The 19,777-nt window shown below is 70.2% G+C and carries 21 protein-coding genes; 5 read left to right on the forward strand and 16 right to left on the reverse strand.

Features of this window, described 5'->3' with window-relative positions; translation table 11 throughout:
* The 4 genes from FGX59_RS26735 to FGX59_RS26750 all read right to left on the reverse strand — a co-directional run bounded on the left by FGX59_RS26735 (nt 1) and on the right by FGX59_RS26750 (nt 4,426).
* Nucleotides 1-759, reverse strand: a complete 759-nt coding sequence (locus tag FGX59_RS26735; protein WP_138470184.1) for an electron transfer flavoprotein subunit beta/FixA family protein — start codon at nt 757-759, stop codon at nt 1-3.
* Nucleotides 756-1,562 (reverse strand): CoA ester lyase, encoded by an 807-nt coding sequence (locus tag FGX59_RS26740; RefSeq protein WP_138470185.1) that lies wholly within the window; start codon nt 1,560-1,562, stop codon nt 756-758. Before FGX59_RS26740 ends, FGX59_RS26735 begins: the two co-directional genes overlap by 4 nt.
* An 852-nt stretch (nt 1,563-2,414) precedes the next feature.
* On the reverse strand, nt 2,415-3,260 hold the full coding sequence (locus tag FGX59_RS26745) for a MaoC family dehydratase N-terminal domain-containing protein (protein ID WP_138470186.1): 846 nt from the start codon (nt 3,258-3,260) through the stop codon (nt 2,415-2,417).
* Nucleotides 3,261-3,262: 2 nt separating this feature from the next.
* On the reverse strand, nt 3,263-4,426 hold the full coding sequence (locus FGX59_RS26750) for an acyl-CoA dehydrogenase family protein (protein WP_138470187.1): 1,164 nt from the start codon (nt 4,424-4,426) through the stop codon (nt 3,263-3,265).
* A 151-nt stretch (nt 4,427-4,577) separates the two neighbouring features.
* Between FGX59_RS26750 and FGX59_RS26755 the strand changes: the two genes are divergently transcribed.
* Nucleotides 4,578-5,489, forward strand: coding sequence for a LysR family transcriptional regulator (locus tag FGX59_RS26755; RefSeq protein WP_138470188.1), 912 nt, complete (start codon nt 4,578-4,580; stop codon nt 5,487-5,489).
* 19 nt (nt 5,490-5,508) lie between these two features.
* Here the strand turns inward: FGX59_RS26755 and FGX59_RS26760 are convergent, their stop codons facing one another.
* Both FGX59_RS26760 and FGX59_RS26765 read right to left on the reverse strand, forming a co-directional pair.
* Nucleotides 5,509-6,300 (reverse strand): alpha/beta fold hydrolase, encoded by a 792-nt coding sequence (locus FGX59_RS26760; RefSeq protein WP_138470189.1) that lies wholly within the window; start codon nt 6,298-6,300, stop codon nt 5,509-5,511.
* Between the two features lie 109 nt (nt 6,301-6,409).
* Nucleotides 6,410-7,222: an IclR family transcriptional regulator C-terminal domain-containing protein gene (locus tag FGX59_RS26765; protein WP_138470190.1), complete on the reverse strand. Its 813-nt coding sequence runs from the start codon at nt 7,220-7,222 to the stop codon at nt 6,410-6,412.
* Nucleotides 7,223-7,494: 272 nt separating this feature from the next.
* Between FGX59_RS26765 and FGX59_RS26770 the strand changes: the two genes are divergently transcribed.
* The 4 genes from FGX59_RS26770 to FGX59_RS26785 are packed head-to-tail and all read left to right on the forward strand — an operon-like array spanning nt 7,495 to nt 10,339.
* On the forward strand, nt 7,495-8,175 hold the full coding sequence (locus tag FGX59_RS26770; protein WP_138470191.1) for a 3-oxoacid CoA-transferase subunit A: 681 nt from the start codon (nt 7,495-7,497) through the stop codon (nt 8,173-8,175).
* 10 nt (nt 8,176-8,185) lie between these two features.
* Nucleotides 8,186-8,866, forward strand: coding sequence for a 3-oxoacid CoA-transferase subunit B (locus FGX59_RS26775; RefSeq protein WP_138470192.1), 681 nt, complete (start codon nt 8,186-8,188; stop codon nt 8,864-8,866).
* 36 nt (nt 8,867-8,902) lie between these two features.
* Nucleotides 8,903-9,400 carry a nuclear transport factor 2 family protein gene (locus FGX59_RS26780; protein WP_138470193.1) on the forward strand — a complete coding sequence of 166 codons (498 nt, stop codon included), beginning with the start codon at nt 8,903-8,905 and terminating at the stop codon, nt 9,398-9,400.
* A gap of 27 nt (nt 9,401-9,427) precedes the next feature.
* On the forward strand, nt 9,428-10,339 hold the full coding sequence (locus FGX59_RS26785; RefSeq protein WP_138470194.1) for an MBL fold metallo-hydrolase: 912 nt from the start codon (nt 9,428-9,430) through the stop codon (nt 10,337-10,339).
* Between the two features lie 69 nt (nt 10,340-10,408).
* On the opposite strand, the gene FGX59_RS26790 is transcribed toward FGX59_RS26785, so the two are convergent.
* The 10 genes from FGX59_RS26790 to dctP form a co-directional block, all read right to left on the reverse strand.
* Entirely contained in the window at nt 10,409-11,044 is a 636-nt protein-coding gene (locus FGX59_RS26790; protein ID WP_138470195.1) for a glutathione S-transferase family protein, read from the reverse strand.
* A gap of 30 nt (nt 11,045-11,074) precedes the next feature.
* A complete protein-coding gene (locus tag FGX59_RS26795; protein WP_138470196.1) occupies nt 11,075-12,229 on the reverse strand; it encodes an acyl-CoA dehydrogenase family protein in 1,155 nt (384 codons plus the stop codon).
* A 21-nt stretch (nt 12,230-12,250) separates the two neighbouring features.
* Nucleotides 12,251-13,054, reverse strand: coding sequence for an enoyl-CoA hydratase/isomerase family protein (locus FGX59_RS26800; RefSeq protein ID WP_138470197.1), 804 nt, complete (start codon nt 13,052-13,054; stop codon nt 12,251-12,253).
* Between the two features lie 21 nt (nt 13,055-13,075).
* Nucleotides 13,076-13,822 (reverse strand): SDR family NAD(P)-dependent oxidoreductase, encoded by a 747-nt coding sequence (locus FGX59_RS26805; RefSeq protein ID WP_138470198.1) that lies wholly within the window; start codon nt 13,820-13,822, stop codon nt 13,076-13,078.
* Nucleotides 13,823-13,832: 10 nt separating this feature from the next.
* The gene (locus FGX59_RS26810) at nt 13,833-15,005 is read right to left on the reverse strand and encodes a thiolase family protein (protein ID WP_138470199.1); all 1,173 of its coding nucleotides are present in this window, start codon (nt 15,003-15,005) and stop codon (nt 13,833-13,835) included.
* Nucleotides 15,002-15,463 carry a PaaI family thioesterase gene (locus FGX59_RS26815; protein WP_138470200.1) on the reverse strand — a complete coding sequence of 154 codons (462 nt, stop codon included), beginning with the start codon at nt 15,461-15,463 and terminating at the stop codon, nt 15,002-15,004. Before FGX59_RS26815 ends, FGX59_RS26810 begins: the two co-directional genes overlap by 4 nt.
* Complete coding sequence (locus FGX59_RS26820; RefSeq protein ID WP_138470201.1) at nt 15,460-16,665, reverse strand: acetyl-CoA C-acetyltransferase; 1,206 nt, start codon at nt 16,663-16,665, stop codon at nt 15,460-15,462. The genes FGX59_RS26815 and FGX59_RS26820 overlap by 4 nt, the downstream gene beginning before the upstream one ends.
* A 239-nt stretch (nt 16,666-16,904) precedes the next feature.
* The gene (locus FGX59_RS26825; protein WP_138470202.1) at nt 16,905-18,209 is read right to left on the reverse strand and encodes a TRAP transporter large permease; all 1,305 of its coding nucleotides are present in this window, start codon (nt 18,207-18,209) and stop codon (nt 16,905-16,907) included.
* 6 nt (nt 18,210-18,215) lie between these two features.
* A complete protein-coding gene (locus tag FGX59_RS26830; RefSeq protein ID WP_138470203.1) occupies nt 18,216-18,716 on the reverse strand; it encodes a TRAP transporter small permease in 501 nt (166 codons plus the stop codon).
* On the reverse strand, nt 18,713-19,690 hold the full coding sequence (dctP, locus tag FGX59_RS26835) for a TRAP transporter substrate-binding protein DctP (protein WP_171060845.1): 978 nt from the start codon (nt 19,688-19,690) through the stop codon (nt 18,713-18,715). The genes FGX59_RS26830 and dctP overlap by 4 nt, the downstream gene beginning before the upstream one ends.
* Nucleotides 19,691-19,777 lie beyond the last annotated feature (87 nt).

Consider the following 19,777-nt stretch of genomic DNA (forward strand, 5'->3'; position numbering starts at 1 on the left):
TCAGACCAGACCCTTGTCCCTGAGTTTCGCCACCAGCTCGTCGACCGAGCCCACCATCTCGCCCGCGGCCCGCGCGGGCGGCTCGGCGGTCTTCACCACCGTCAGCCGCGGCGTCACGTCGACGCCCAGATCGGCGGCCGTCTTCATGTCGAGCGGCTTCTTCTTCGCCTTCATGATATTGGGAAGGCTGGCGTAGCGCGGCTCGTTGAGGCGCAGGTCCACGGTGACGATCGCCGGGAGCGCGACCTTGATGGTCTGCAGCCCGCCATCCACCTCGCGGGTGACGATGGCGCTGTCGCCTTCGACCGCCAGCTCCGAGGCGAAGGTCGCCTGCGACCAGCCCAGCAGCGCCGAGAGCATCTGCCCGGTGGCGTTCATGTCGTTGTCGATTGCCTGCTTGCCGGCCAGGACCAGCTGCGGCTGCTCCTCCTCGACGAGTTTCGCGAGGATCTTGGCGACGGCGAGCGGCTCGATGTCCTGGTGGACGTCCTCGGCCGCCTCGACCAGGATCGCCCGGTCGGCGCCCATGGCGAGCGCGGTGCGCAGCGTCTCCTGCGCCTGTTTCACGCCGACGGAGACAGCGACGATCTCGGTGGCGACGCCCTTCTCCTTGAGCCGGATGGCTTCCTCGACGGCGATTTCGTCGAACGGGTTCATCGACATCTTCACGTTGGCGAGGTCGACACCGCTGCCATCCGCCTTCACGCGGACCTTCACGTTGTAGTCGATCACCCGCTTAACGGGCACGAGGATCTTCATTCGGTTTTCCTTTCGGGATCCGGAGCGGCGCCTTCGGCCGCGGCGATCAGGGCGCGGGCGCGTAGTCGGACCGGCTCGTCCACCATGGCGCCGTCGACCCGGGCGGCGCCATCGCCGGAAGCCAGCACGCGGCGCGCCCAGTCGAGTTCGGAAGGGGCAGGGGCGAAGCCTGCCAGCACCGGGCCGATCTGGCGCGGGTGGATGCAGAGCTTGCCCGTCATGCCGAGCGCGCGGGCCCGGGCGGTGTCTGCGGCCAGCGCGGCGGGATCGTCGAGCGCGGTGGTCACCCCGTCGAGCGGCGCGGCGATTCCGGCCAGGCGGCTTGCCAGCACCAGCTCGCTGCGCGCGGCGAGGAGCGGCTCGGGCTGATGCGCGCAGCCCAGATCGGCGGCATAGTCGACGGAGCCGAAGGCCAGGCGCTGCACCGCCGGATGGGCGGCGATCTCGCGGGCAGCGGCAATGCCACGCGCAGTCTCGACGAGCGCGATGACCGCCAGACCTGCGGCAGCGAGGCTGCCGAGCACGGCCAGATCCTCGGCTTTCGGCAGCATCACCGCCGCTGCGCCGGAGGCCGCCGCCAGATCCGCCGCATGCCAGGGTGTCCCGGCGGCATTGATCCGCAGGATCACCGGCAGCGCGGTGAAATCGAAGCGCAGCTGGGCGCGCGCGCGGTCCTTGTCGCCCGGCGCCACGGCATCCTCGAGATCGAGGATCACCGCATCGGCGCCCGACTCTGCGGCGCGGGCGAAACGGTCGGGGCGGGTCGCAGGCACGAAGAGCGGGGCGCGGACAAGGGTCACCATCGCGCTCTCTCCTTGATTGCCAACTGCCGGTCGGGCCCCGCGGTCAGTGCCCTCCGCTTTGGAGTTGCGTTCGCGGCCATCAACTGCCGGATTATTCCGGCGGTCCCGGTCGCCGGCATCTCCGGGCGGGCCGCGCGGTTGCGGCGCTGCCTGCCCGGCATTCGGTCCCTGGTGGCAGGGGCCCGGACCATCTCGGAAGCGGAAATAACCGCATCGGCGCGCGACCTGGCTGCGCGGGCGGAACGGCCCGGGCTGGTCGCAAGGGAGAAGAGCGAGGTGCGGGCGACAGTCACCATCGAGCGACTTCCTCCAGTTGAGCGGGCCTGCCGGGTCGCGTGCTTCCGGGCTGCGGTGCATCGGTAGTCGCCGCTGGACGTGTCCTTCCGGGACTTCGGGTCGGGGAGCTGATCGGCAGGGCCTTGCAATCGCGGCGTCGCTGGCCTGGGGTCCGCTCCCCGGGGCCAGGCGCCCGGGCAGTCTCGGGATCGGGACCCATTGCGCCAGCGCCGCACAATCCGGCGGTTCGGGTGACGGGCCCGCAGATCGCCGTCCAGCAAAGAACTGTCATGCCGCGGAAATTTCTCTGGCCCATGTGCTGCGCGTTCCGGACCCGGTTGCCCGCAAGGCCGTCACGGGCATTTTGCTCCCGCGGTGACGGATCGGGGGCCGCGGGGCCAGTCCCTGCGGCGGATGGGGTCGCGAGGCTCCCGGAGTGGGAAGCGCTGCCGACGGGCGCCGCCGGACGCGTCCCGGGGACCGTGGCGCACACAGCGCACCGTGCCGCGACGGTGCCGGCCGCCGCTCTGCATCCCGGCCGGGCAACGGGCGCGGCGCAGGGCAGGTGGACAGGGGTCACCATTCTGCCGTCGCCTCCATGGCCGCGGGTCCGCCGGGCCGCGCGGTCCAGAGCCTCATCGCCGGCCCGTCCTCGTCCGCATTCAGCATCACCGGCGCCGTGTCGAAGAGCGGCGTGCCGCTGCGGAAGGAGAAGCGCGCCAGCGGCGCTCCGCGCAGATCGGCGGCGTAGAGCGCCAGCAGCGTCGCCTGCAGCGGCCCGTGCACGATCAGGCCGGGATAGCCCTCCTCGCCGGTCACGTAGGGCTGGTCGTAATGGATGCGGTGGCCGTTGAAGGTCAGCGCCGAGTAGCGGAAGAGCAGCACCGGACCGGCGTCGATCCGGCGGTGCCGCGCGCCTTCGGGGGCGGCGGGAGGCGCGGCGCGGGAGGCGGAGACGGCCTCGCGGTAGACGATGTCCTGGCGCTCGGTCACGGCGAGCTGCCCGCCGCTTTCGATCCGGTGCTCCACCGTGACGAAGCAGAGCGGTCCGCTGCGCCCGGATTTCAGCGCCACATCGGTGATGGCCGAGCGGCGGGTGACGGTCTCGCCGATGCGGATCGGCGCGTGGAAGGCAAAGGCGCCGCCTGCCCACATGCGCCGCGGCAGCGGCACCGGCGGCAGGAAGCCGCCGCGGGCGGGATGGCCGTCGGGGCCGAGCTCGGCCGTCGGCCGGGCGGGCTGGCAGAGGCAGAGATGGATCAGCTGCGGCGCCGCCGCGCCGGGCGCGAGCGCCGCCTCGCGGTCGAAGGTGGCGGCGAAGCGCTGGACCAGCTCGGGGGCGAGCGTCTCGGACTGGGTTTCGCTGCGGCCGATCCAGCCTGCGAGATGCGCGAGATCGAGCGGGGTGGCAGGGGCGTCCATGCTCAGAAGCTCCGCGGCAGGCCGAGCACGTGCTCGGCGACATAGGAGAGGATCAGGTTGGTCGAAATCGGCGCCACCTGGTAGAGCCGGGTCTCGCGGAACTTGCGTTCCACGTCGTATTCGGCGGCGAAGCCGAAGCCGCCATGGAACTGCAGGCAGGCATTGGCGGCCTCCCAGCTGGCCTTGGCGGCAAGGTACTTGGCCATGTTCGCCTCGGCACCGCAGGGCGCGCCCGCGTCATAGAGCCGGCAGGCCTTCTCGCGCATCAGGTTGGCGGCCTCGATCTCGATATAGGCCTCGGCGATCGGGAACTGCACGCCCTGGTTCTGCCCGATCGGGCGGCCGAAGACCTCGCGCTCGGAGACATAGGCCGTGACGCGGTCAGTGAACCAGTAGCCGTCGCCGATGCACTCCGCGGCGATCAGCGTGCGCTCGGCATTGAGCCCGGTCAGGATGTACTTGAAGCCCTGGCCCTCCTCGCCGATCAGGTTCTCGGCCGGGATCTCGAGATTCTCGAAGAAGAGCTCGTTGGTCTCGTGATTGACCATGTTGCGGATCGGCTGGACGGTCATGCCGCCCGCCATCGCCGCCTTGATGTCGACGAGGAAGATCGAGAGCCCCTCGGATTTCTTCTTCACCTCGGCCAGCGGCGTGGTGCGCGCCAGCAGGATCATCAGGTCGGAATGCTGCACCCGGCTGATCCAGACCTTCTGGCCGTTGACGACATAGCGGTCGCCCTTGCGCACGGCCGTGGTGCGGATGCGGGTCGTGTCGGTGCCGGTCGTGGGCTCGGTCACGCCCATCGACTGCAGGCGGAGCTCGCCCGAGGCGAGCTTCGGCAGGATGCGCTGCTTCTGCTCTTCCGAGCCGTGCCGGACCAGCGTGTTCATGTTGTACATCTGGCCGTGGCAGGCGCCGGAATTGCCGCCCGCGCGGTTGATCTCCTCCATGATGATCGAGGCCTCGCCGAGCCCCAGCCCGGAGCCGCCATAGGCCTCGGGGATCAGCGCCGCCATCCAGCCGGCGCGGGTCAGCGCGTCGACGAAGGCCTCCGGATAGGCGCGGGCCTCGTCGATCTCGCGGTGGTAGCTGTCTGGGAACTCCGCGCAGAGCGCGCGCACGGCGTCGCGGATGTCCTGGAAGTCGTCGGTGCGGTTCTGGTACATGGCTGTTCCTCCCTGGGGGGCTGTCCGGACCTGTGTGACGCCGCGGGCGCACATAAATCCAATATATATTTTGCCTCGTCTCTATATTGAAAATATATAGCTACAGGCGCTGGCGATCCGGCGCCGCAGAGGCGACGCACCGGAGGCTGCAATGGATATCCGCCAGCTCAGGCAATTCCTGGCCATTGCCGAGGAGGGCGCCTTCTCGCGCGCGGCGGCACGGTTGAACGTGGCCCAGCCGGCGCTCTCGACCGGGCTGAGGAAGCTGGAGGAGGAGCTGGGCGTCGCGCTTTTCCTGCGGGGGCCGCGCGGGGTGGTGCCGACCGAGGCGGGAGAGCTGCTCCTGCGCCGCGCGCGCGGGCTGATCGGCGATCTGGAAACCGCGCGCGAGGAGGTCCGCTCGCTCGGCCGCACGCCCCAGGGGACGGTCTGGCTCGGCCTGCCGGGGACGGTCTGCGGCATCCTTCCCGCGCCGCTGATCGCGCGCTGCCGCGACCGCTATCCCGGGATCCGGATCATCGTCGCCGAGGCGATGAGCGGCTTCGTGCATGAATGGCTGCTCGAGGGGCGGATCGAGCTGGCGGTGCTCTATGCCGAGCTGCGCGAGACCGGGATCCTGTCGCGCCCGCTGCTCGACGAGGAGCTGGTGCTGCTCCTGCCGCCGCGGGAGGACGCGCCCGGGGGACTGCCCGCGGGTCCGCTGATCCTGCCGAGCCCGGCGCACGGGCTGCGCCGCATGCTCGACGCCGCCTTGCGCGCCGGCGGGGCGAAGCGCGCCCCCGCCTACGAGGTCGACAGCTACCAGGCGATCAAGCAGCTCGTCGCCGGCGGCTATGGCTGGTCGGTGCTGCCCCGCCATGCGGTCGCGGCCGAGGCGGCGGCGGGCGAGCTGGCGCTCCGCCCCTGGCCGGGCGCGCCGCTGCAGCGCCGGGCCTGGCTGTCCCACATGTCCGCAAGGCCGCTCAGCCGTCCCGCGCAGATCGTCTCGGATCTGCTCTTCGAGACGGTGGAGGGCCTGATTGCCGAAGGCCGCTGGGCCGGGGCGGCGCGGGCGCAGGACTGAGGGCGCGGGGCAGGGCATCTCAGGCCAGCTCCGCCGCCAGCCCCGCCAGCAGCGCCGCGACCGCCGCGGGCGCGTGATCGGCGGCATGGTGCCCGGCATCGAGCAGCGTCATCCGCGCTCCGGCCACCCGCCGGGCCGCGGCCTCGACATAGGCGGGCGGGCGGAAGACATCGGCGGAGCCTGCCGCGAAATGCACCGGACAGCGCAGCCCGGGCAGCAGCGGCAGCAGGTCGGTTGCCGCCAGCATGCGGAAGAAATGCGCGAAGGAGACCGGGTCATTGCCGCGCCAGCGCCCGCGCAGCGTGGCGAAATGGCCGGGATTGCGCGCGCGGTAGGCCTCCGGATAGGTCCGGTCGAGCAGCGCGGGCTCCATCGCCGCCATGCCCTCGGCCGCCATCCGGTCGGCCAGCGCCAGCACGCCCGCGCGCGCCGCCTCGGCCACGTCCATCGCCGGGCCCAGCGGCGCCAGCCCGGCCGTCCGGTCCGGATAGTCGAGCGCGAAGCGCACCGCCACGCCGCCGCCCACCGCGCAGCCCGACAGGATCACCGGTGCCGTCAGCCCCAGATGGTCGAGCAGCGCCAGGACATCCGCGGCGATCTCGCCGAAGCCGGGCGTCGCGGCGATCTTCTCGGAGCCGCCCATGCCGCGCATCTCGGGCAGCACTACGCCCAGCTCGGGCGGCAGATGCGCCAGCACCTGCTCCCAGCTTTCGATCGAGCCGCCCATTTCGTGGATCAGCACCAGATAGGGCCCGCGCCCGTGCCGGATGCCGTAGCGGAGGGCGCGCCCTCCGGTCTCGAACCACCGCATCTGTCCTCCCTCGCATCATTTGTCCGCATTACGAACCAATGTCCGAATTATGGCGAGGGCGCGGGGAAACGCAATCCCCGAATCCGGGGGCGCGCCAGATCGGGGGCGGCTACCAGCCCATGGTGCGCGACAGCGCCAGCCCGGCCTTCTTCAGCTCGGGCAGGAAGTCGTTCACCAGGTTCTCGGCACTGTGGCGGGCGGAGATGGTCGAGGCGTTCAGCGCGGCCATGGTGCGGCCGCTGGGGCTGACGATCGGCACGGCGATCGAGCGGATGCCGATCTCCAGCTCCTCGTCGATCACCGCATAGCCCTGGGCGCGCACCCGGACGATCTCGTCCCAGAAGGCCTGGCGGTCGGTGATGGTCTTCGGGGTCATGGACTGCAGCCGGTAGGATTGCAGCCAGTTATGCAGGTCCTGGTCGGGCAGGGCGGCCAGCAGGACCCGTCCGATCGAGCTGCAGGCCGCGGGCAGGCGGGTGCCGTTGACGATGCGCGAGGAGTAGATGCGGCGCACCTCGACGCGCTCGATATAGATGATGTCCTCGCCGTCGAGGATGCCGACCGAGGCGGATTCGTCCAGCGTCTCGGTCAGGCTCTTGAGGATCGCCGCCGAGCCCTCGCCGACCCCCAGCGGCATCAGGAAGCCGCGCGAGAGGTTGACGAGCTTCGGCGTCAGCCAGAAGACCTTGCCGTCGGTGTCGACGTAGTGCAGCGCCGCCAGGGTCAGCAGCAGCCGCCTTGCCGTGCCGCGGCTGAGCCCGGTCAGCTTGGCCGCATCCGTCAGGGTCAGCCGCCCGCGCTGGCGCACCGCCTCTTCGGTGGTGAAGCATTCCAGGACCGACATGGCGCGGCCGACCGCGCTGACGAAGTCGGGGTTGCGGGCATCGGCCTCCGGGGCTCCGGCGGCGGGCTCTTCGGTCATTCTTCCACCTTTCTGCGCGGCGGGCGCGGTCCGTCCTGCGGTCCGGCCGCCCGTCGCGGCGCCTGCGTGCACCTATCCTGATACCGGGTTTCCCATTTCCGGACAATCGTCCGTTTTCCGGCATTGAACGCGCCGCCCTCCGCTTGGGCTTGACAGGGCCCCCGCAGCTGCGCAAATTACGGACATATGTTCGCAATGCGGACGACGTGTCGATTTCGGGCGGGCGCGGGCGCCGGTCCGTCGACCCGGCTGCTAAGGAGGAGAGTTGGGGAATGATAGACAAATTCGTCCCCTCGATCGCGGAGGCCCTGGAGGGCATTCCGGACGGGGCGACCCTGCTGCTGGGAGGCTTCGGCGCGGTCGGGCAGGCCAATCTGCTGATCGAGGGGCTGCTGGAAACCGGGCTGGGCAACCTGACGGTGGTCGCCAACAATGCCGGCTACGGCACGGTCGGGCTGGCGCGGCTCCTGCGCGAGGGACGGGTGCGCAAGCTGATCTGCAGCTATCCGCGCATCGCCGGGTCGACCATCTTCGAAGAGCTCTACGCCGCGGGCAGGATCGAGCTGGAGCTGGTGCCGCAGGGCACGCTGGCCGAGCGGATGCGCGCGGCGGGGGCGGGGATCCCGGCCTTCTACACCCCGACCGGCGCGGGCACCGAGCTGGCCCGCGGCAAGGAGATCTGCGATTTCGACGGCCGTCCGCATGTACTGGAGCATGCGCTGCACGGCGATGCCGCGCTGATCGAGGCCTGGGAAGCGGACCGCTGGGGCAACCTGACCTACCGGATGGCGGGCCGGAACTTCAACCCGGTCTGCGCCGCCGCGGCGTCGCGGACCATCGCCCAGACCCAGCATGTGCGCGAGCTGGGCAGCCTCGACCCCGAGGCCGTGGCCACGCCCGGCATCTTCGTCGACCGCATCGTGCACATTCCCTATGGCGATCCCCAGGACTGAGAGGCGCAGCATGACACGGACAGACTGGACGCCCCGGAGCCGCAGCGCGATTGCCGCGCGGGTGGCCGAGGACATTCCCGAAGGCTGGTACGTCAATCTCGGCATCGGCGTGCCGACGCTGGTCGCCGACCGCGTGCCCGAGGGCCGCGAGGTGATCTTCCACGCCGAGAACGGCATCCTCGGCATCGGCCCGGCCCCCGACCCGGCAGCGGTGGAGCGCTGGCTGGTCAATGCCGGCAAGCAGCATGTCACGCTCCTGCCCGGGGGCTGCTACTTCCACCATGCCGACAGTTTCGGAATGATCCGCGGCCGCCATCTCGATCTCTGCGTGCTCGGCGCCTACGAGGTCTCGGCGGCGGGCGACCTGGCGAACTGGGCGCGCTCGGTCGGCGACACCGCCCCGGCGGTCGGCGGCGCGATGGATCTGGCGATCGGCGCGCAGCGCGTCTGGATCGCGATGGAGCATGTCACCCGCAAGGGCGCGCCCCGGCTGGTGGAGCGCTGCAGCTACCCGCTGACCTCGCCGGGCTGCGTCAAGCGGATCTATACCGACCTGGCGGTGATCGACGTGACGCCCCGGGGCTTCGAGGTGCGCGACATGGTCCCGGGGCTGACGCTTGCGGCGCTCCAGGACATGACCGATGCTCCGCTCGCGCTGGCCGTCGCGCCGGACGCCCTGCGGATGGGCTGAGACGACCGAATTGCCACGCCAGAGGGAGGAAACCTGGTGCCCGAGGACATGACCACCGTCGAGGAGCGCCTGCAGGCGCTCGAGGACCGCGCCGAGATCGCGCAGCTGCGCGCGCATTACTGCCATGTGCTCGACCATCGCGACTGGCCCGCCCTGGCGGAGCTGTTCACCGCGGATGGCGAGTTCCAGGGGCTCGCCCACGCAAAGGGGCGGGCCGAAATCCTGCATTTCTTCTCGAAAACCGTCGATCCGATGGCCGAGGGGTTCTGGCATTTCTGCACCAACCCGACCGTCCATCTGGACGGCGACCGCGCCACGGGGCGGATCTCGATACAGTACCTGTCGCAGGTCAGTGGCACCAGCTACGTTTCGGCCGGGCATTACGACGACACGCTGATGCGCGAGGACGGCGTGTGGAAGTTCCGCAAGCGGCAGATCACCTTCTACTACATGGCGCCCCTGGCCGAAGGCTTCACCGGCCGCCCCACCTATATCGACATCGACGGCCGGCCGCTGGTGCCCCAGCCCTGCTGAGCCGCCGCCAGGAAAGGACGACAGACGATGATCCAGACAAGACGGATCGGCGAGGCGCGGGTGACCCGCGTGGTGGAATACTCCGCGCCGACCCATGACCCGGCCTTCCTCTTCCCCGATCTCTCCCGGGAAGAGCTTGACGGCTTCGCGGCCGAGCTGGCGCCGCATCACTACATCCCGCCGATGAACCGGCTGGTCGTCACCATCCAGATCTGGGTGGTGGAGATCGGGGACAAGGTGATCCTGATCGATACCGGCGTCGGCAACGGCAAGCCGCGCAGCGCGCCCAGGATGCGCAACCTCAACAACCGCGTGCCGGAATGGATCGAGGCGGCGACCGGCGGGCTCGACCGGGTGACGCATGTGGTGCAGACCCATCTGCATGCCGACCATACCGGCTGGAACACGGTGCTCGAGGACGGCCGATGGGTGCCGGCCTTCCCCAATGCACGCTACCTGATGCCGAAGGCGGATTACGACTACTGGGCAGAGGCGATCGCCGCCAATCCCGACATAGCCATGGACAACAGCTGGGAGGACAGCGTCGCCCCGGTGGTCGCAGCGGGCGCCGTCGATTTCGTGGAAAGCGATGCCGGGGTGATCCTCGGCTGCCTGAAGGTGGAGCCGGTGCCGGGCCACACGCCGGGCATGCTGTCCTACCGGCTGCAATCGGCGGGCGAGGAGGGGCTGTTCTGCGCCGATGTCTTCCACTCGCCGCTGCAGATCCTGAAGCCCGATCTCAACACCGCCTACTGCGTCCTGCCCGAGATTGCCCGCGCCACCCGCCGCCGGGTGCTGGAGGAGGCGGCGGAGACGGGCACGCTGCTGATGCCGATGCATTTCGGCGTGCCCTATTGCGGCTATATCCGCCGCCGCGGCGAGGGCTTCGCCTTCGAGGGCGCGGACTGGCCCGAACTGGCACTGCCCGACCCGGCCTGACGGGCCGATGGACGGACGCGAAAGCCCCGGCCTCAAGGCCGGGGCTTTCTGCATTGCGGCTGGCGCGGATCACTCCGGGCGGGGATCGTCGCGGAATTCCGTGGCGATGACCGAGGGGCGCGCCGCGAATGCCGCATGCCAGGCGGCGAGCTGCGGGCGCCCGTTGCGCCAGCCGAGCGCGTCGAAGCGGAAATCGAGATAGCACAGCGCCACTCCGACAGAGAGCTGCCCGGCATCGAAGTCCCGCGCCGCCATCTCGGCGGCATGGCCCTCGAGATAGCCGAGCGCGGCGGCCAGCTTGCGCTCGCAGGCGGCGGTGACGCGGGGGTCCTGCGCCTCGGGCGCGCGCATGAACCGCTCGATCAGCATCGCCACCCCGGTTTCCAGCATGCCGGTCCCTAGCGCCTCGTCGGCGAGCACGCGCAGCCGCGCCTCGGGATCAGCCGGGAAGAGCGCCGGGCCGGTCGTCCCGGCCTGGTCGGCCCATTCCAGGATCACCCGGCTGTCCCAGAGCGGCGGCTGGCCGTCGCGTTCCAGCGTCGGGATCTTCGCCAGCGGGTTGACCGCGAAGAAGTCCCCGGGCGGCACCATCGGATCGGCCAGGGTCCGCACGCAGGTCACGGCATCGGCCAGCCCCTTCTCGTGCAGCGCGACCATCACCTTGCGCACATAGGGCGAGCGCGGCGACCAGTGCAGTATCGTCATTTCGTTCCTCCTCCTGTCGCAGCCCGGGCCTCAGCGCCAGGCCGCCGTTCCGGTGATGTCGCGGCCATGGATCAGCGCCAGGATCCCCTGGGTGCCGTCGGGCACCTGGAAGACCCGGGCATCGGCCCAGAGCTGCGCCAGGCCCAGCTCCTCGGTGATGCCCATCCCGCCGCAGAGCTGCATCGCGGTATGTATGACCTTGATTGCATTGCCGGTTGCAAGCCGTTTCGCCATCGCCGAAAGCCCGTTCGAGCGCGCCCCGGTGTCGAGCGTCGCCAGCGCCATCAGGCAGGTCAGCCGCGCGCTGGTCAGCATCGCCTCCATGTCCGACAGGTCCTGCTGGATGAGCTGGCGCGCGGCGAGCGGCGCGCCGAACTGCCGCCTTTCGGTGACATGGGCCAGCGCGGTGTCGTAGGCGCGCCGCGCGATCGCCAGCGCCATCAGCCCGATCAGCGGCCGGTTGGCGTTCCAGACGATGGTCATGTACTTGCCCGCATCGCCCGGCGTGCCGATCAGGTGGCTCAGCGGCACCTCGGTGCGATCGAAGGTGACCTCGCAGAGATGCCCCTGCTTCAGCCCCGCCAGCGGCGTCTCGGCCAGCCCGACGCGAGATTGCGACAGGTCGACCAGAACGCGCTGCGGCACCGGCCGGCCGCGGTCGTCCCTGCCCGCCGAGCACGAGACGATCATGCAGTCGCAGACCGAGGCATTGGTGATCCACATCTTGGTGCCGGTCAGGTAGGCGCGGTCGCCCTCGATCTCCAGCCGCGTGGAGATGGCGTTGCTGTCGGAACCGGCACCGGGCTCGGAATTGGCGGTGCAGACGATCTTCCGGCCGCTGCGGAAATCGTCGAGATAGGCGGCGCGCACCGCTGGATCGGCGCCTGCGTTGAAGCGCACGGTCGAGCCGTCATGGGACAGCAGCGACAGCGCCACCACGGCGGGCAGCTGCTCCATCACCAGCCCGTAATCGAGCATCGAGAGCCCCGAGCCGCCGAATTCCTCGGGCAGCCGCGCGGCGGTGATGCCGAAATCCGCGAGATAGCCGTAGATCTCCTGCATGGCGGCTTTAGATAGCGGCGTGCCGGCGGGCTCGCGGGCCAGGACCGGCTCCAGGTTCTCCTCGGAGAGGCGGCGGGCGGCATCGGCCAGCATGGTCTGGTCGCTTGTCAGGTCGAATTGCATGGGACTGCTCCGGGTTGGGGGCTAGGCGCCGCTGTAGCGCGGCTTGCGTTTCTCGCCGAAGGCGGTGCGGCCCTCGATCCGGTCGGCGCTGTCGCGCAGGAGGCCCCAGGCGGTGTTCGAGCGCGCGATGAACTCGGCCGGGGCCAGATGGGCGGTCTCCTGCGCCAGCTTCTTGACCATCTGCACCGCCAGCGGGCCGTTCGCCGCGATGCGCCCGGCCAGATCCAGCGCGGTCTCCATCAGCTGCTCCGGCGCGACGACATCGCTGATCAGCCCGATGGCAAGCGCCTCGGCCGCGCCGATCCGCTCGCCGGTCAGCGCCATCTTCATCGCATGCGCCGCGGGCACCGCGCGCAGGAGCGCCTGCACCCCGCCCACCGCCGGGACGCTGGCCACCGTCACCTCGGGCAGCCCGAAAGAGGCCGTCGCGGAGGCGATGCGCAGGTCGCATTGCAGCGCCAGCTCCAGCCCGCCGCCGAGGCAGTAGCCGTTCACGGCGGCGATCAGCGGCTTCCAGATCTCGAGGTCGCTGAGATCGAGCAGCCGGGTATAGCCGCCATCCGCCGCCTCCGCCTCGCGCCCGATCAGCGCGTTGCGGGCGAAGCTGCGGGCGGGCGGGAAGGTCTTCTTCAGGTTCGCGCCGGTGGAAAAGGCGCGCTCGCCCGCGCCGGTCAGCACGATCACCCGGCAGGTCTCGTCGTCCTGGCAGGCGCGCAGCACCCGGCGGAGCTGCATCAGCCCCTCGGGCGCCAGCGCGTTCATCGCGCCCGGATCGTCGAGCTCGACGATGGCGGTGGCGCCCTGCTGTCTATGGGTCACGCTCATCTGGGTCCTCCCTCTTCCGGCTCACGCGCTCGGGCTCGACAGCGACCGGCCGCCGCAGACATAGAGGAGCTGGCCGGTGACATAGCTGTTGGCTTCCTCGGCGAAGAAGCCGACGGCGCGGGCGATCTCCTCGGCCCGGCCCATCCGGCCCGTCGGCACGGTCGTCTCCAGCCGCGCGCGCTGCTCGGCGGTATAGCCCTGCATCAGCGGCGTCTCGACGATGCCCGGGGCGACGGCATTGACGGTGATGCCCTTCCGCGCCAGCTCGATCGCCAGCGTCCGGGTCAGGCTGACCACGCCGCCCTTCGAGGCCGAGTAGTTCGCCTGGCCGAACCCGCCCAGCCAGGCGCGCGACGAGATGTTGACGATCCGGCCGAACCCGGCCGCGATCATCCCCGGCACCACTGCCTTGGCGCAGAGGAACTGCGATTTCAGGTTCACGTCGAGGACCAGGTCCCAGTCCTCCTCCTCCATGTTCACCAGCCGCTTGTCGCGCGAGATGCCGGCATTGTTGACCAGCGTGTCGGGCGCGCCCCAGCGCGCGGCGATCTCCGCGGCGGCGGTGGCGATGGCGGTCTTGTCGGTGACGTCGACCTGCTGGCCCGCCAGCCGCTCCGGCCCCGCGCCGAGCGCGTCGGGCAGGGCGGAAAGCGCCTCGGGGTCGCGGTCCCAGACGGCGACGCGGCAGCCCTGTTCCAAGAGGCGGCGGGCGATGGCCTGGCCGATCCCCATGGCGCCGCCGGTGACGATTGCGGTTCTCTCTTTCATCGCGCGCGCCTCACACCGACAGGATTGTGACGACGGCGACGGCGCTGTCGCCCGCCAGCTGGCCGCCATTGTTCTCGGCCAGCGCCACGCGGGCGCCCTCGCGCTGGCGCGCCCCGGCCGTGCCGCGCAGGTGCTGGACCAGCTCGATGATCTGGCCCGCCCCGGTGGCGCCGATCGGATGGCCGCGGCTCAGCAGCCCGCCCGAGGGATTGACCGGCACGCGCCCGCCCACCGCCGTCTCGCCCGAGCGGATCAGCCGGATCGCCCCGCCCGGCGCGCAGAGGCCGAGATTCTCGTAATGGATCAGCTCGGCCGGGGCCGAGGCGTCATGCAGCTCGACCACGTCCAGATCTTCCGGCCCGATCCCCGCCATCTCGTAGGCCTTGCGCGAGGCGGTCACCGCGACGAGCTCGCGCTCGCCATGGGCCCTGGCCGAAACCACGGCCGAGGCGCGCACGCGGATATCGGGCGTCGCCAGCGTCTTCGCCTTCTCCGCCGAGGCCAGCACGATCGCCGCCGCCCCGTCGCCGATCGAGGAGCACATGAAAAGCGTCAGCGGGTCCGAGATCATCCGGCTCGACATCACCTCTTCGACGCTGGTCTCGCTGCGGAACTGCGCGGCCGGGTTCAGGCTGCCGGCATGGCGGCTCTTGACCACGACGCGGGCGAAATCCTCCGGCCCGCCGCCGGTCGCCTCCATCCACTTGCGCGCCTTGGCGGCGTAGAGGTCCATGAAAAGCGAGCCCGAGCCCTTCTCGTAGCCGGGCGGCAGCGGCTCCTCGAGATCGACCGCGCGGGCGAAGGCGCCGAAGGAGACGGCCTTGTCCTCGTGTGTCAGCTTCTCGGCGCCCATCACGATCACGCACTCGGCCTGGCCGCTGGCGACCATCAGCCAGCCCAGGTGGAAGCCCGAGCTGGAGGAGGCGCAGGCGTTCTCGACATTGAACATCGGCACGCCGTCGAGCCCGGTATTGCGCAGCGAGGACTGCGCGCGGATCATCTCCTGCCCGGTGACGACGCCGGCGGCGGCATTGCCGAAGACCACCTGGTCGACATCCTGCGGGCCGATCCCGGCATCCGCCATGGCGGCCGCCACGGCCTCTTCCGACAGGGATTTCAGGGTGCGGTCCATGAACTTGCCGAAGCGGGTCATGCCGATCCCGGAAATGACGACGTCTCTCATTGGTGTTCCTCCGAAGTCTGGCCCGGACTGGCCGGGAATAGTCGCTTGAAGCAGCCCGCGGCCTGGGCGACGGGCGTTCCGTCCTGGTCCAGCACCTCGCCCTGCGAGAAGACGATCCTGCGGCCGCCGCCGGTGATGCGGCCCCGGGCGCGCACCAAGGGTCCGCGCGGCGCGGCGAGATAGTCGATATTGAGGCTGAGCGTGACGGCGCGGACCAGGTCCTGGCCGTCGCCGAGCACCCGCACCGGCAGGCCGCAGGCAGCGTCGAGCAGCGAGGCGATCATGCCGCCATGCATGCGCCCCTCGGCATTGAGGTGCCGCCGCTCCTGCAACAGCTCGAAGCGGGCGCCGTCGCGGCCGAGATAGGTGAAGCAGATCCCCAGCCCGGCCAGGAAGGGGCTCTCGCCCAGGATGGCGCCGAGATCCCAGGGCGCGCGGTAGGAGGCGGGGATGCTCATGCCCGCTCGAACACGGCCGAAACGCCCATGCCCCCGCCGATGCACATGGTCTCCAGCCCGTAGCGGGCGCTGCGGCGCTCCATCTCGTGAAGCAGGGTCGCGAGGATCCGCACGCCGGTCGCGCCGATCGGATGGCCCAGCGAGATGCCCGAGCCGTTGACATTGACGCGGTCCTGCTCGTCGATTTCCAGCGCCTTCAGCACGGCCAGCGCCTGGGCGGCGAAGGCCTCGTTCAGCTCGATCAGCTCCATGTCGCCCAGCCTGAGCCCGGTGCGCGCCATCAGCTTCTGCGTCGCCGGGACCGGGCCGATGCCCATGCGCCCGGGATGCACGCCCGCCACCGCCCAGCCCGCCAGCCGTGCCATCGGCGCCAGCCCGTGGCGGTCGAGATAGGCGGCCGAGACCACCAGGCAGCCGGCCGCGGCATCGTTCTGCTGGCTGGAATTGCCCGCCGTGGTCACGCCGCCCTCGCGCAGCACCCTCAGGGCCGCCAGCGTTTCGGGCGTGCTTTCCGGGCGGATTCCCTCGTCGCGGGCAAGGACCGTCGCCGGACCCTTGCGCGCAGGCACCTCGACCGGGACGACCTCGGCAGCGAAGCGGCCGGCCTCCCAGGCGGCATGGGCGCGGGCGTGGCTCTGCGCGGCGAAGGCGTCGGCGGCCTCGCGGGTGATCTGGTACTCGCGCGCCAGCGTGTCCGCGGTCTCGGGCATGCCGGAGATGTGGCCGAAGCGCTCTTCGGGCTGCGAGCGGACCCGGCCGCGGTCCAGCCGGTCGTGGAACGTCACGTCGCCCGCGCGGCTGCCCCAGCGCATGTCGGTCGAGTAGTACTCGATATTGCTCATGCTCTCGACGCCGACGACCATCACCGCCTCGGCCTGGCCGGTCTGGACCGACATGGCGGCATTGATGACGGCCTGCAGCCCCGAGCCGCAGCGCCGGTCGAGCGTGTAGCCCGGCACCTCGAGCGGCAGCCCCGCGGCCAGCGCGCCGTAGCGGCCGAGGCAGGGCGCCTCGCTGGAAGCATAGGATTGCGAGACGATCACGTCGTCGAGCGTCGCGCCGTCGATGCCGGTCCGCTCCAGCAGCGCGCGGACGACATGGACCATCAGCTGGTCGGCGGCGAGCGGCCGCAGCGCGCCGCCGAACTTGCCGATCGGCGTGCGCATCGGCGAAACGATATAGGCGTCCTGGAGTGCGGTCATTGCGGCGGGGGCCTCCCTGGCTTTCCGGCGGCGCTGATGAGGGCGCAGGGGCCGGAATGGTCTTTGTGTTCGCATAGCGGACATATGTCCGTAAATATGAAGGCGGAAACCGCGCTGTCAACCCCGCTGCGCGGCCGGGGCGGAAATTCCTGCGGCATGGCCTTCGGGGGGTGCGGGACAAGTGCCGAGACCCCCGCGCCGGGGGGCGCGGGGGGATCCGGAGGGAAGGTGCCGGGCGGCTAGAGGATGCCGGGCAGCCAGGTCGCGAGACCCGGCACCAGCGACAGCAGCACGATCGCCAGCAGGAAGATCGCCAGCACCGGATAGGAGGCGCGGAACACCTCGGCGACGCTCAGGTTCGGCGCCGCCGCCGAGAGCGCGAAAAGCGTGTAGCCGAAGGGCGGCGTCACCCCGCCGACGGTCAGGTTGACGAGGAAGATCGTCCAGAACCAGATCGGGTCAAAGCCGAGCGCATGGACCAGCGGCTCGTAGAGCGGCACGGCCATCAGCAGGAAGGCGATCTGGTCGATGAACATGCACAGGATCAGCGGCAGCGCCATCAGGATCCAGAACATCGCCATCGGCGGCAGCCCCAGCTCGCCCGCCCAGGTGACCATCGCCCGCGAAGCCCCGGTGAAGGCCACGAGCTGGCTGAAGAGCGTCGAGGAGGCGACGATCACCATGATCATCACGCTCAGCCGCGTGGCCGAGGCGATGGCGCCGCCGAGCATCGCGAAGCTGGCCCGGCGGTAGAGCATCGCCACCAGGATCGAGCCCAGCACGCCGGTCGCCGCCGATTCCCCCGGCGTGGCGATGCCCAGCATGATCATCCCCATCACCATGAAGATGATGAACATGAAGGGGATCATCCGCAGCACGGCGCCAAGCGCGCTGCCCTGCGGGGCGTCGTCCCCGGCGCTGTCCTCGGGGGCCAGCGAGGGGTCGCGCATCACCGAGAGCGCCACGTAGCCGGCCGTCATCAGCGAGATGATGATCCCCGGCACGATCCCCGCGACGAGGAGCCCCGCAATCGAGACATCCGCCAGCGAGCCGACGATGATCGCGAGGAGCGACGGCGGGATGATCGGCGCCAGCGAGGCGCCCGCCAGGATCACGGTCGCGGACATGCGGCGCGAATAGCCGCGGGCCTCCATGTTCGGCATGGCCGAGCGGCCGAGCATCGCCGAGACCGCGACCGCCGCGCCCGAGAGCGCGCCGAAGATCGTGGCGATGACGATCACCACCGCATAGAGCCGCCCGCGCACCCGCCCGACCAGCCGATCGACCGAGTCGAAGAGCACGTCGACGCTGCCCGAGCGGAACAGGATCTCGCCCATCAGGATGAAGAGCGGGATCGTGGCATAGCCGCCATTGGTGACGCTGTCGGCCACGCTGTTGACGAAGAGCCCGAAGCCGCGCTCGCCGATCAGCAGCGCCGTGGCGGTGAGATTGACGATCAGGAAGGCGACGAAGACGTTGATGCCCGTCATCATCAGGAAGAGCAGCGCGCCGAAGAAGGCGGCGAGGTCGAGAATCCAGTCCATGGCGTGTCAGGGCCTTTCGCGCGGCAGGAGGGCGAGGGCCAGGAAGACGAGCCCGGCAATCGAGAAGCCCGCCGCGATGCTGCCGGTGATCCAGACCCGCGGAATCCGCCAGGTGCCCTGGGTCAGCACGTCGCGGGCGGCCTGGGCGAGGGCCACGTCGAGGGCGAAATAGGTCACGGCGAAGCAGGCCAGGGCGCTGATGCCCGCAAGGAGCCGCAGATAGGGATGGCCCGGGCGCAGGTGCCCCGCCAGGAGCGCGATCGAGACATGGCCCTCCTCGCGGGTGACTTCCGGCAGGCCCAGCATGATCAGGAAGGCCAGCAGGTAGCGCACGCTGTCGGACACCCAGGAGGTCGGGCTGTCGAAGAAGTAGCGCATCGTGATCTCGTAGATGGTGATGCAGACGATCACCACGAGCGCGGCGCAGGCGACCCAGAAGGCGGCCTTCACCAGGAGGCCGGCAAGGGCGCCGGCCTGCTGGCGGAACGACGTCGGCCGGGATGTCACTGCAGCAGGCCCGCTTTCTCGGCCTGTTCGTGCATTTTCTCGGCCAGCGCGCCGCCGGTGCTCCGCGCCGTCGCCCAGGCGCCGTCGGAGAAGAGCGTCTCCAGCCGCTCGGCATCTTCCGCCGGCATTTCGGTCAGCTCCATGCCCTGCTCGATCAGGAAGGCCTCTTCCTTGGCGGCGAGCCCGTCGAACTGCTCGACCGAGGAGTTCTCGATCTCGATGGCGGCTTTCGAGATGATCTCCTGCTCTTCGGGCGAGAGGCTCTCCCAGCTGTCGAGATTCATGAAGACGAAGAGCCCGACCGTGCCGAATTTCGGCCGCGAGAGGTAGTTGGAGACCTCGTACCATTTCTTCTCGGCGATCCCGGTCAGCGTCGTGCCCGCGCCGTCGATCACCCCGGTCTGCAGCGAGGAGTAGATATCTGTCATCGGCAGGATCACCGGCGCGCCGCCGACCCCCTCGATCACCGGGTTGTAGGTCTGGGTGCCGCGGATCTTGCGGCCCTCGAGCGAGGGCGCATCGCCGATCGGGTCCTTGAGGATGAAGTTGAACGCCACCGAGCCCGCCGGCGCCACCGCGATCACCTTCAGCCCGAGGTCGTTGTAGTATTCGTCGAGCGTGTCGATCACCCCCGAGGCGCGGCGCAGTGCGGGATCAGCCTTCATTCCCTCGATGGCAAGCCCGATCGAGGCCGCGCCGATATGGTAGGCGGGATGGGTGAAGAGCAGGTCGAACACGCCCGCCTGCACCGGCTCGAGCTGCTCGAAGGCCGGGACCACTTCGGGGCCCGCGACATCGATGGTGATCCCGCCGCCCGAGAGCTCCTCGATCTTCTCGACCAGCGGCGTGACCACATTGGCGGTATAGGACTGGTTCGAGGGCCAGCTGGAGAGCATGCGCAGCTCGGTGGCCGAGCCGGGCAGGGCGATGAGCGTGGCAAGCGCAGTGGATGCGAGCAGAGCCGTGAATTTCATGATGTCCTCCCTGATAGACGCTGCGGCGAATCCGGTTGCCCATTTCCGCCGAAAAGTCCGCATTGCGAACTTATGTCCAAATACACG

The sequence above is a fragment of the Poseidonocella sp. HB161398 genome, from assembly GCF_005870025.1.
GTDB lineage: Bacteria > Pseudomonadota > Alphaproteobacteria > Rhodobacterales > Rhodobacteraceae > Mangrovicoccus.

Coding starts and splice junctions, on each gene's coding strand:
- FGX59_RS26735 (WP_138470184.1), bottom strand. CDS start 759: ATGAAGATCCTCGTGCCCGTTAAGCGGGTGATCGACTACAACGTGAAG.
- FGX59_RS26740 (WP_138470185.1), bottom strand. CDS start 1,562: ATGGTGACCCTTGTCCGCGCCCCGCTCTTCGTGCCTGCGACCCGCCCC.
- FGX59_RS26745 (WP_138470186.1), bottom strand. CDS start 3,260: ATGGACGCCCCTGCCACCCCGCTCGATCTCGCGCATCTCGCAGGCTGG.
- FGX59_RS26750 (WP_138470187.1), bottom strand. CDS start 4,426: ATGTACCAGAACCGCACCGACGACTTCCAGGACATCCGCGACGCCGTG.
- FGX59_RS26755 (WP_138470188.1), top strand. CDS start 4,578: ATGGATATCCGCCAGCTCAGGCAATTCCTGGCCATTGCCGAGGAGGGC.
- FGX59_RS26760 (WP_138470189.1), bottom strand. CDS start 6,300: ATGCGGTGGTTCGAGACCGGAGGGCGCGCCCTCCGCTACGGCATCCGG.
- FGX59_RS26765 (WP_138470190.1), bottom strand. CDS start 7,222: ATGACCGAAGAGCCCGCCGCCGGAGCCCCGGAGGCCGATGCCCGCAAC.
- FGX59_RS26770 (WP_138470191.1), top strand. CDS start 7,495: ATGATAGACAAATTCGTCCCCTCGATCGCGGAGGCCCTGGAGGGCATT.
- FGX59_RS26775 (WP_138470192.1), top strand. CDS start 8,186: ATGACACGGACAGACTGGACGCCCCGGAGCCGCAGCGCGATTGCCGCG.
- FGX59_RS26785 (WP_138470194.1), top strand. CDS start 9,428: ATGATCCAGACAAGACGGATCGGCGAGGCGCGGGTGACCCGCGTGGTG.
- FGX59_RS26790 (WP_138470195.1), bottom strand. CDS start 11,044: ATGACGATACTGCACTGGTCGCCGCGCTCGCCCTATGTGCGCAAGGTG.
- FGX59_RS26795 (WP_138470196.1), bottom strand. CDS start 12,229: ATGCAATTCGACCTGACAAGCGACCAGACCATGCTGGCCGATGCCGCC.
- FGX59_RS26800 (WP_138470197.1), bottom strand. CDS start 13,054: ATGAGCGTGACCCATAGACAGCAGGGCGCCACCGCCATCGTCGAGCTC.
- FGX59_RS26805 (WP_138470198.1), bottom strand. CDS start 13,822: ATGAAAGAGAGAACCGCAATCGTCACCGGCGGCGCCATGGGGATCGGC.
- FGX59_RS26810 (WP_138470199.1), bottom strand. CDS start 15,005: ATGAGAGACGTCGTCATTTCCGGGATCGGCATGACCCGCTTCGGCAAG.
- FGX59_RS26815 (WP_138470200.1), bottom strand. CDS start 15,463: ATGAGCATCCCCGCCTCCTACCGCGCGCCCTGGGATCTCGGCGCCATC.
- FGX59_RS26820 (WP_138470201.1), bottom strand. CDS start 16,665: ATGACCGCACTCCAGGACGCCTATATCGTTTCGCCGATGCGCACGCCG.
- FGX59_RS26825 (WP_138470202.1), bottom strand. CDS start 18,209: ATGGACTGGATTCTCGACCTCGCCGCCTTCTTCGGCGCGCTGCTCTTC.
- dctP (WP_171060845.1), bottom strand. CDS start 19,690: ATGAAATTCACGGCTCTGCTCGCATCCACTGCGCTTGCCACGCTCATC.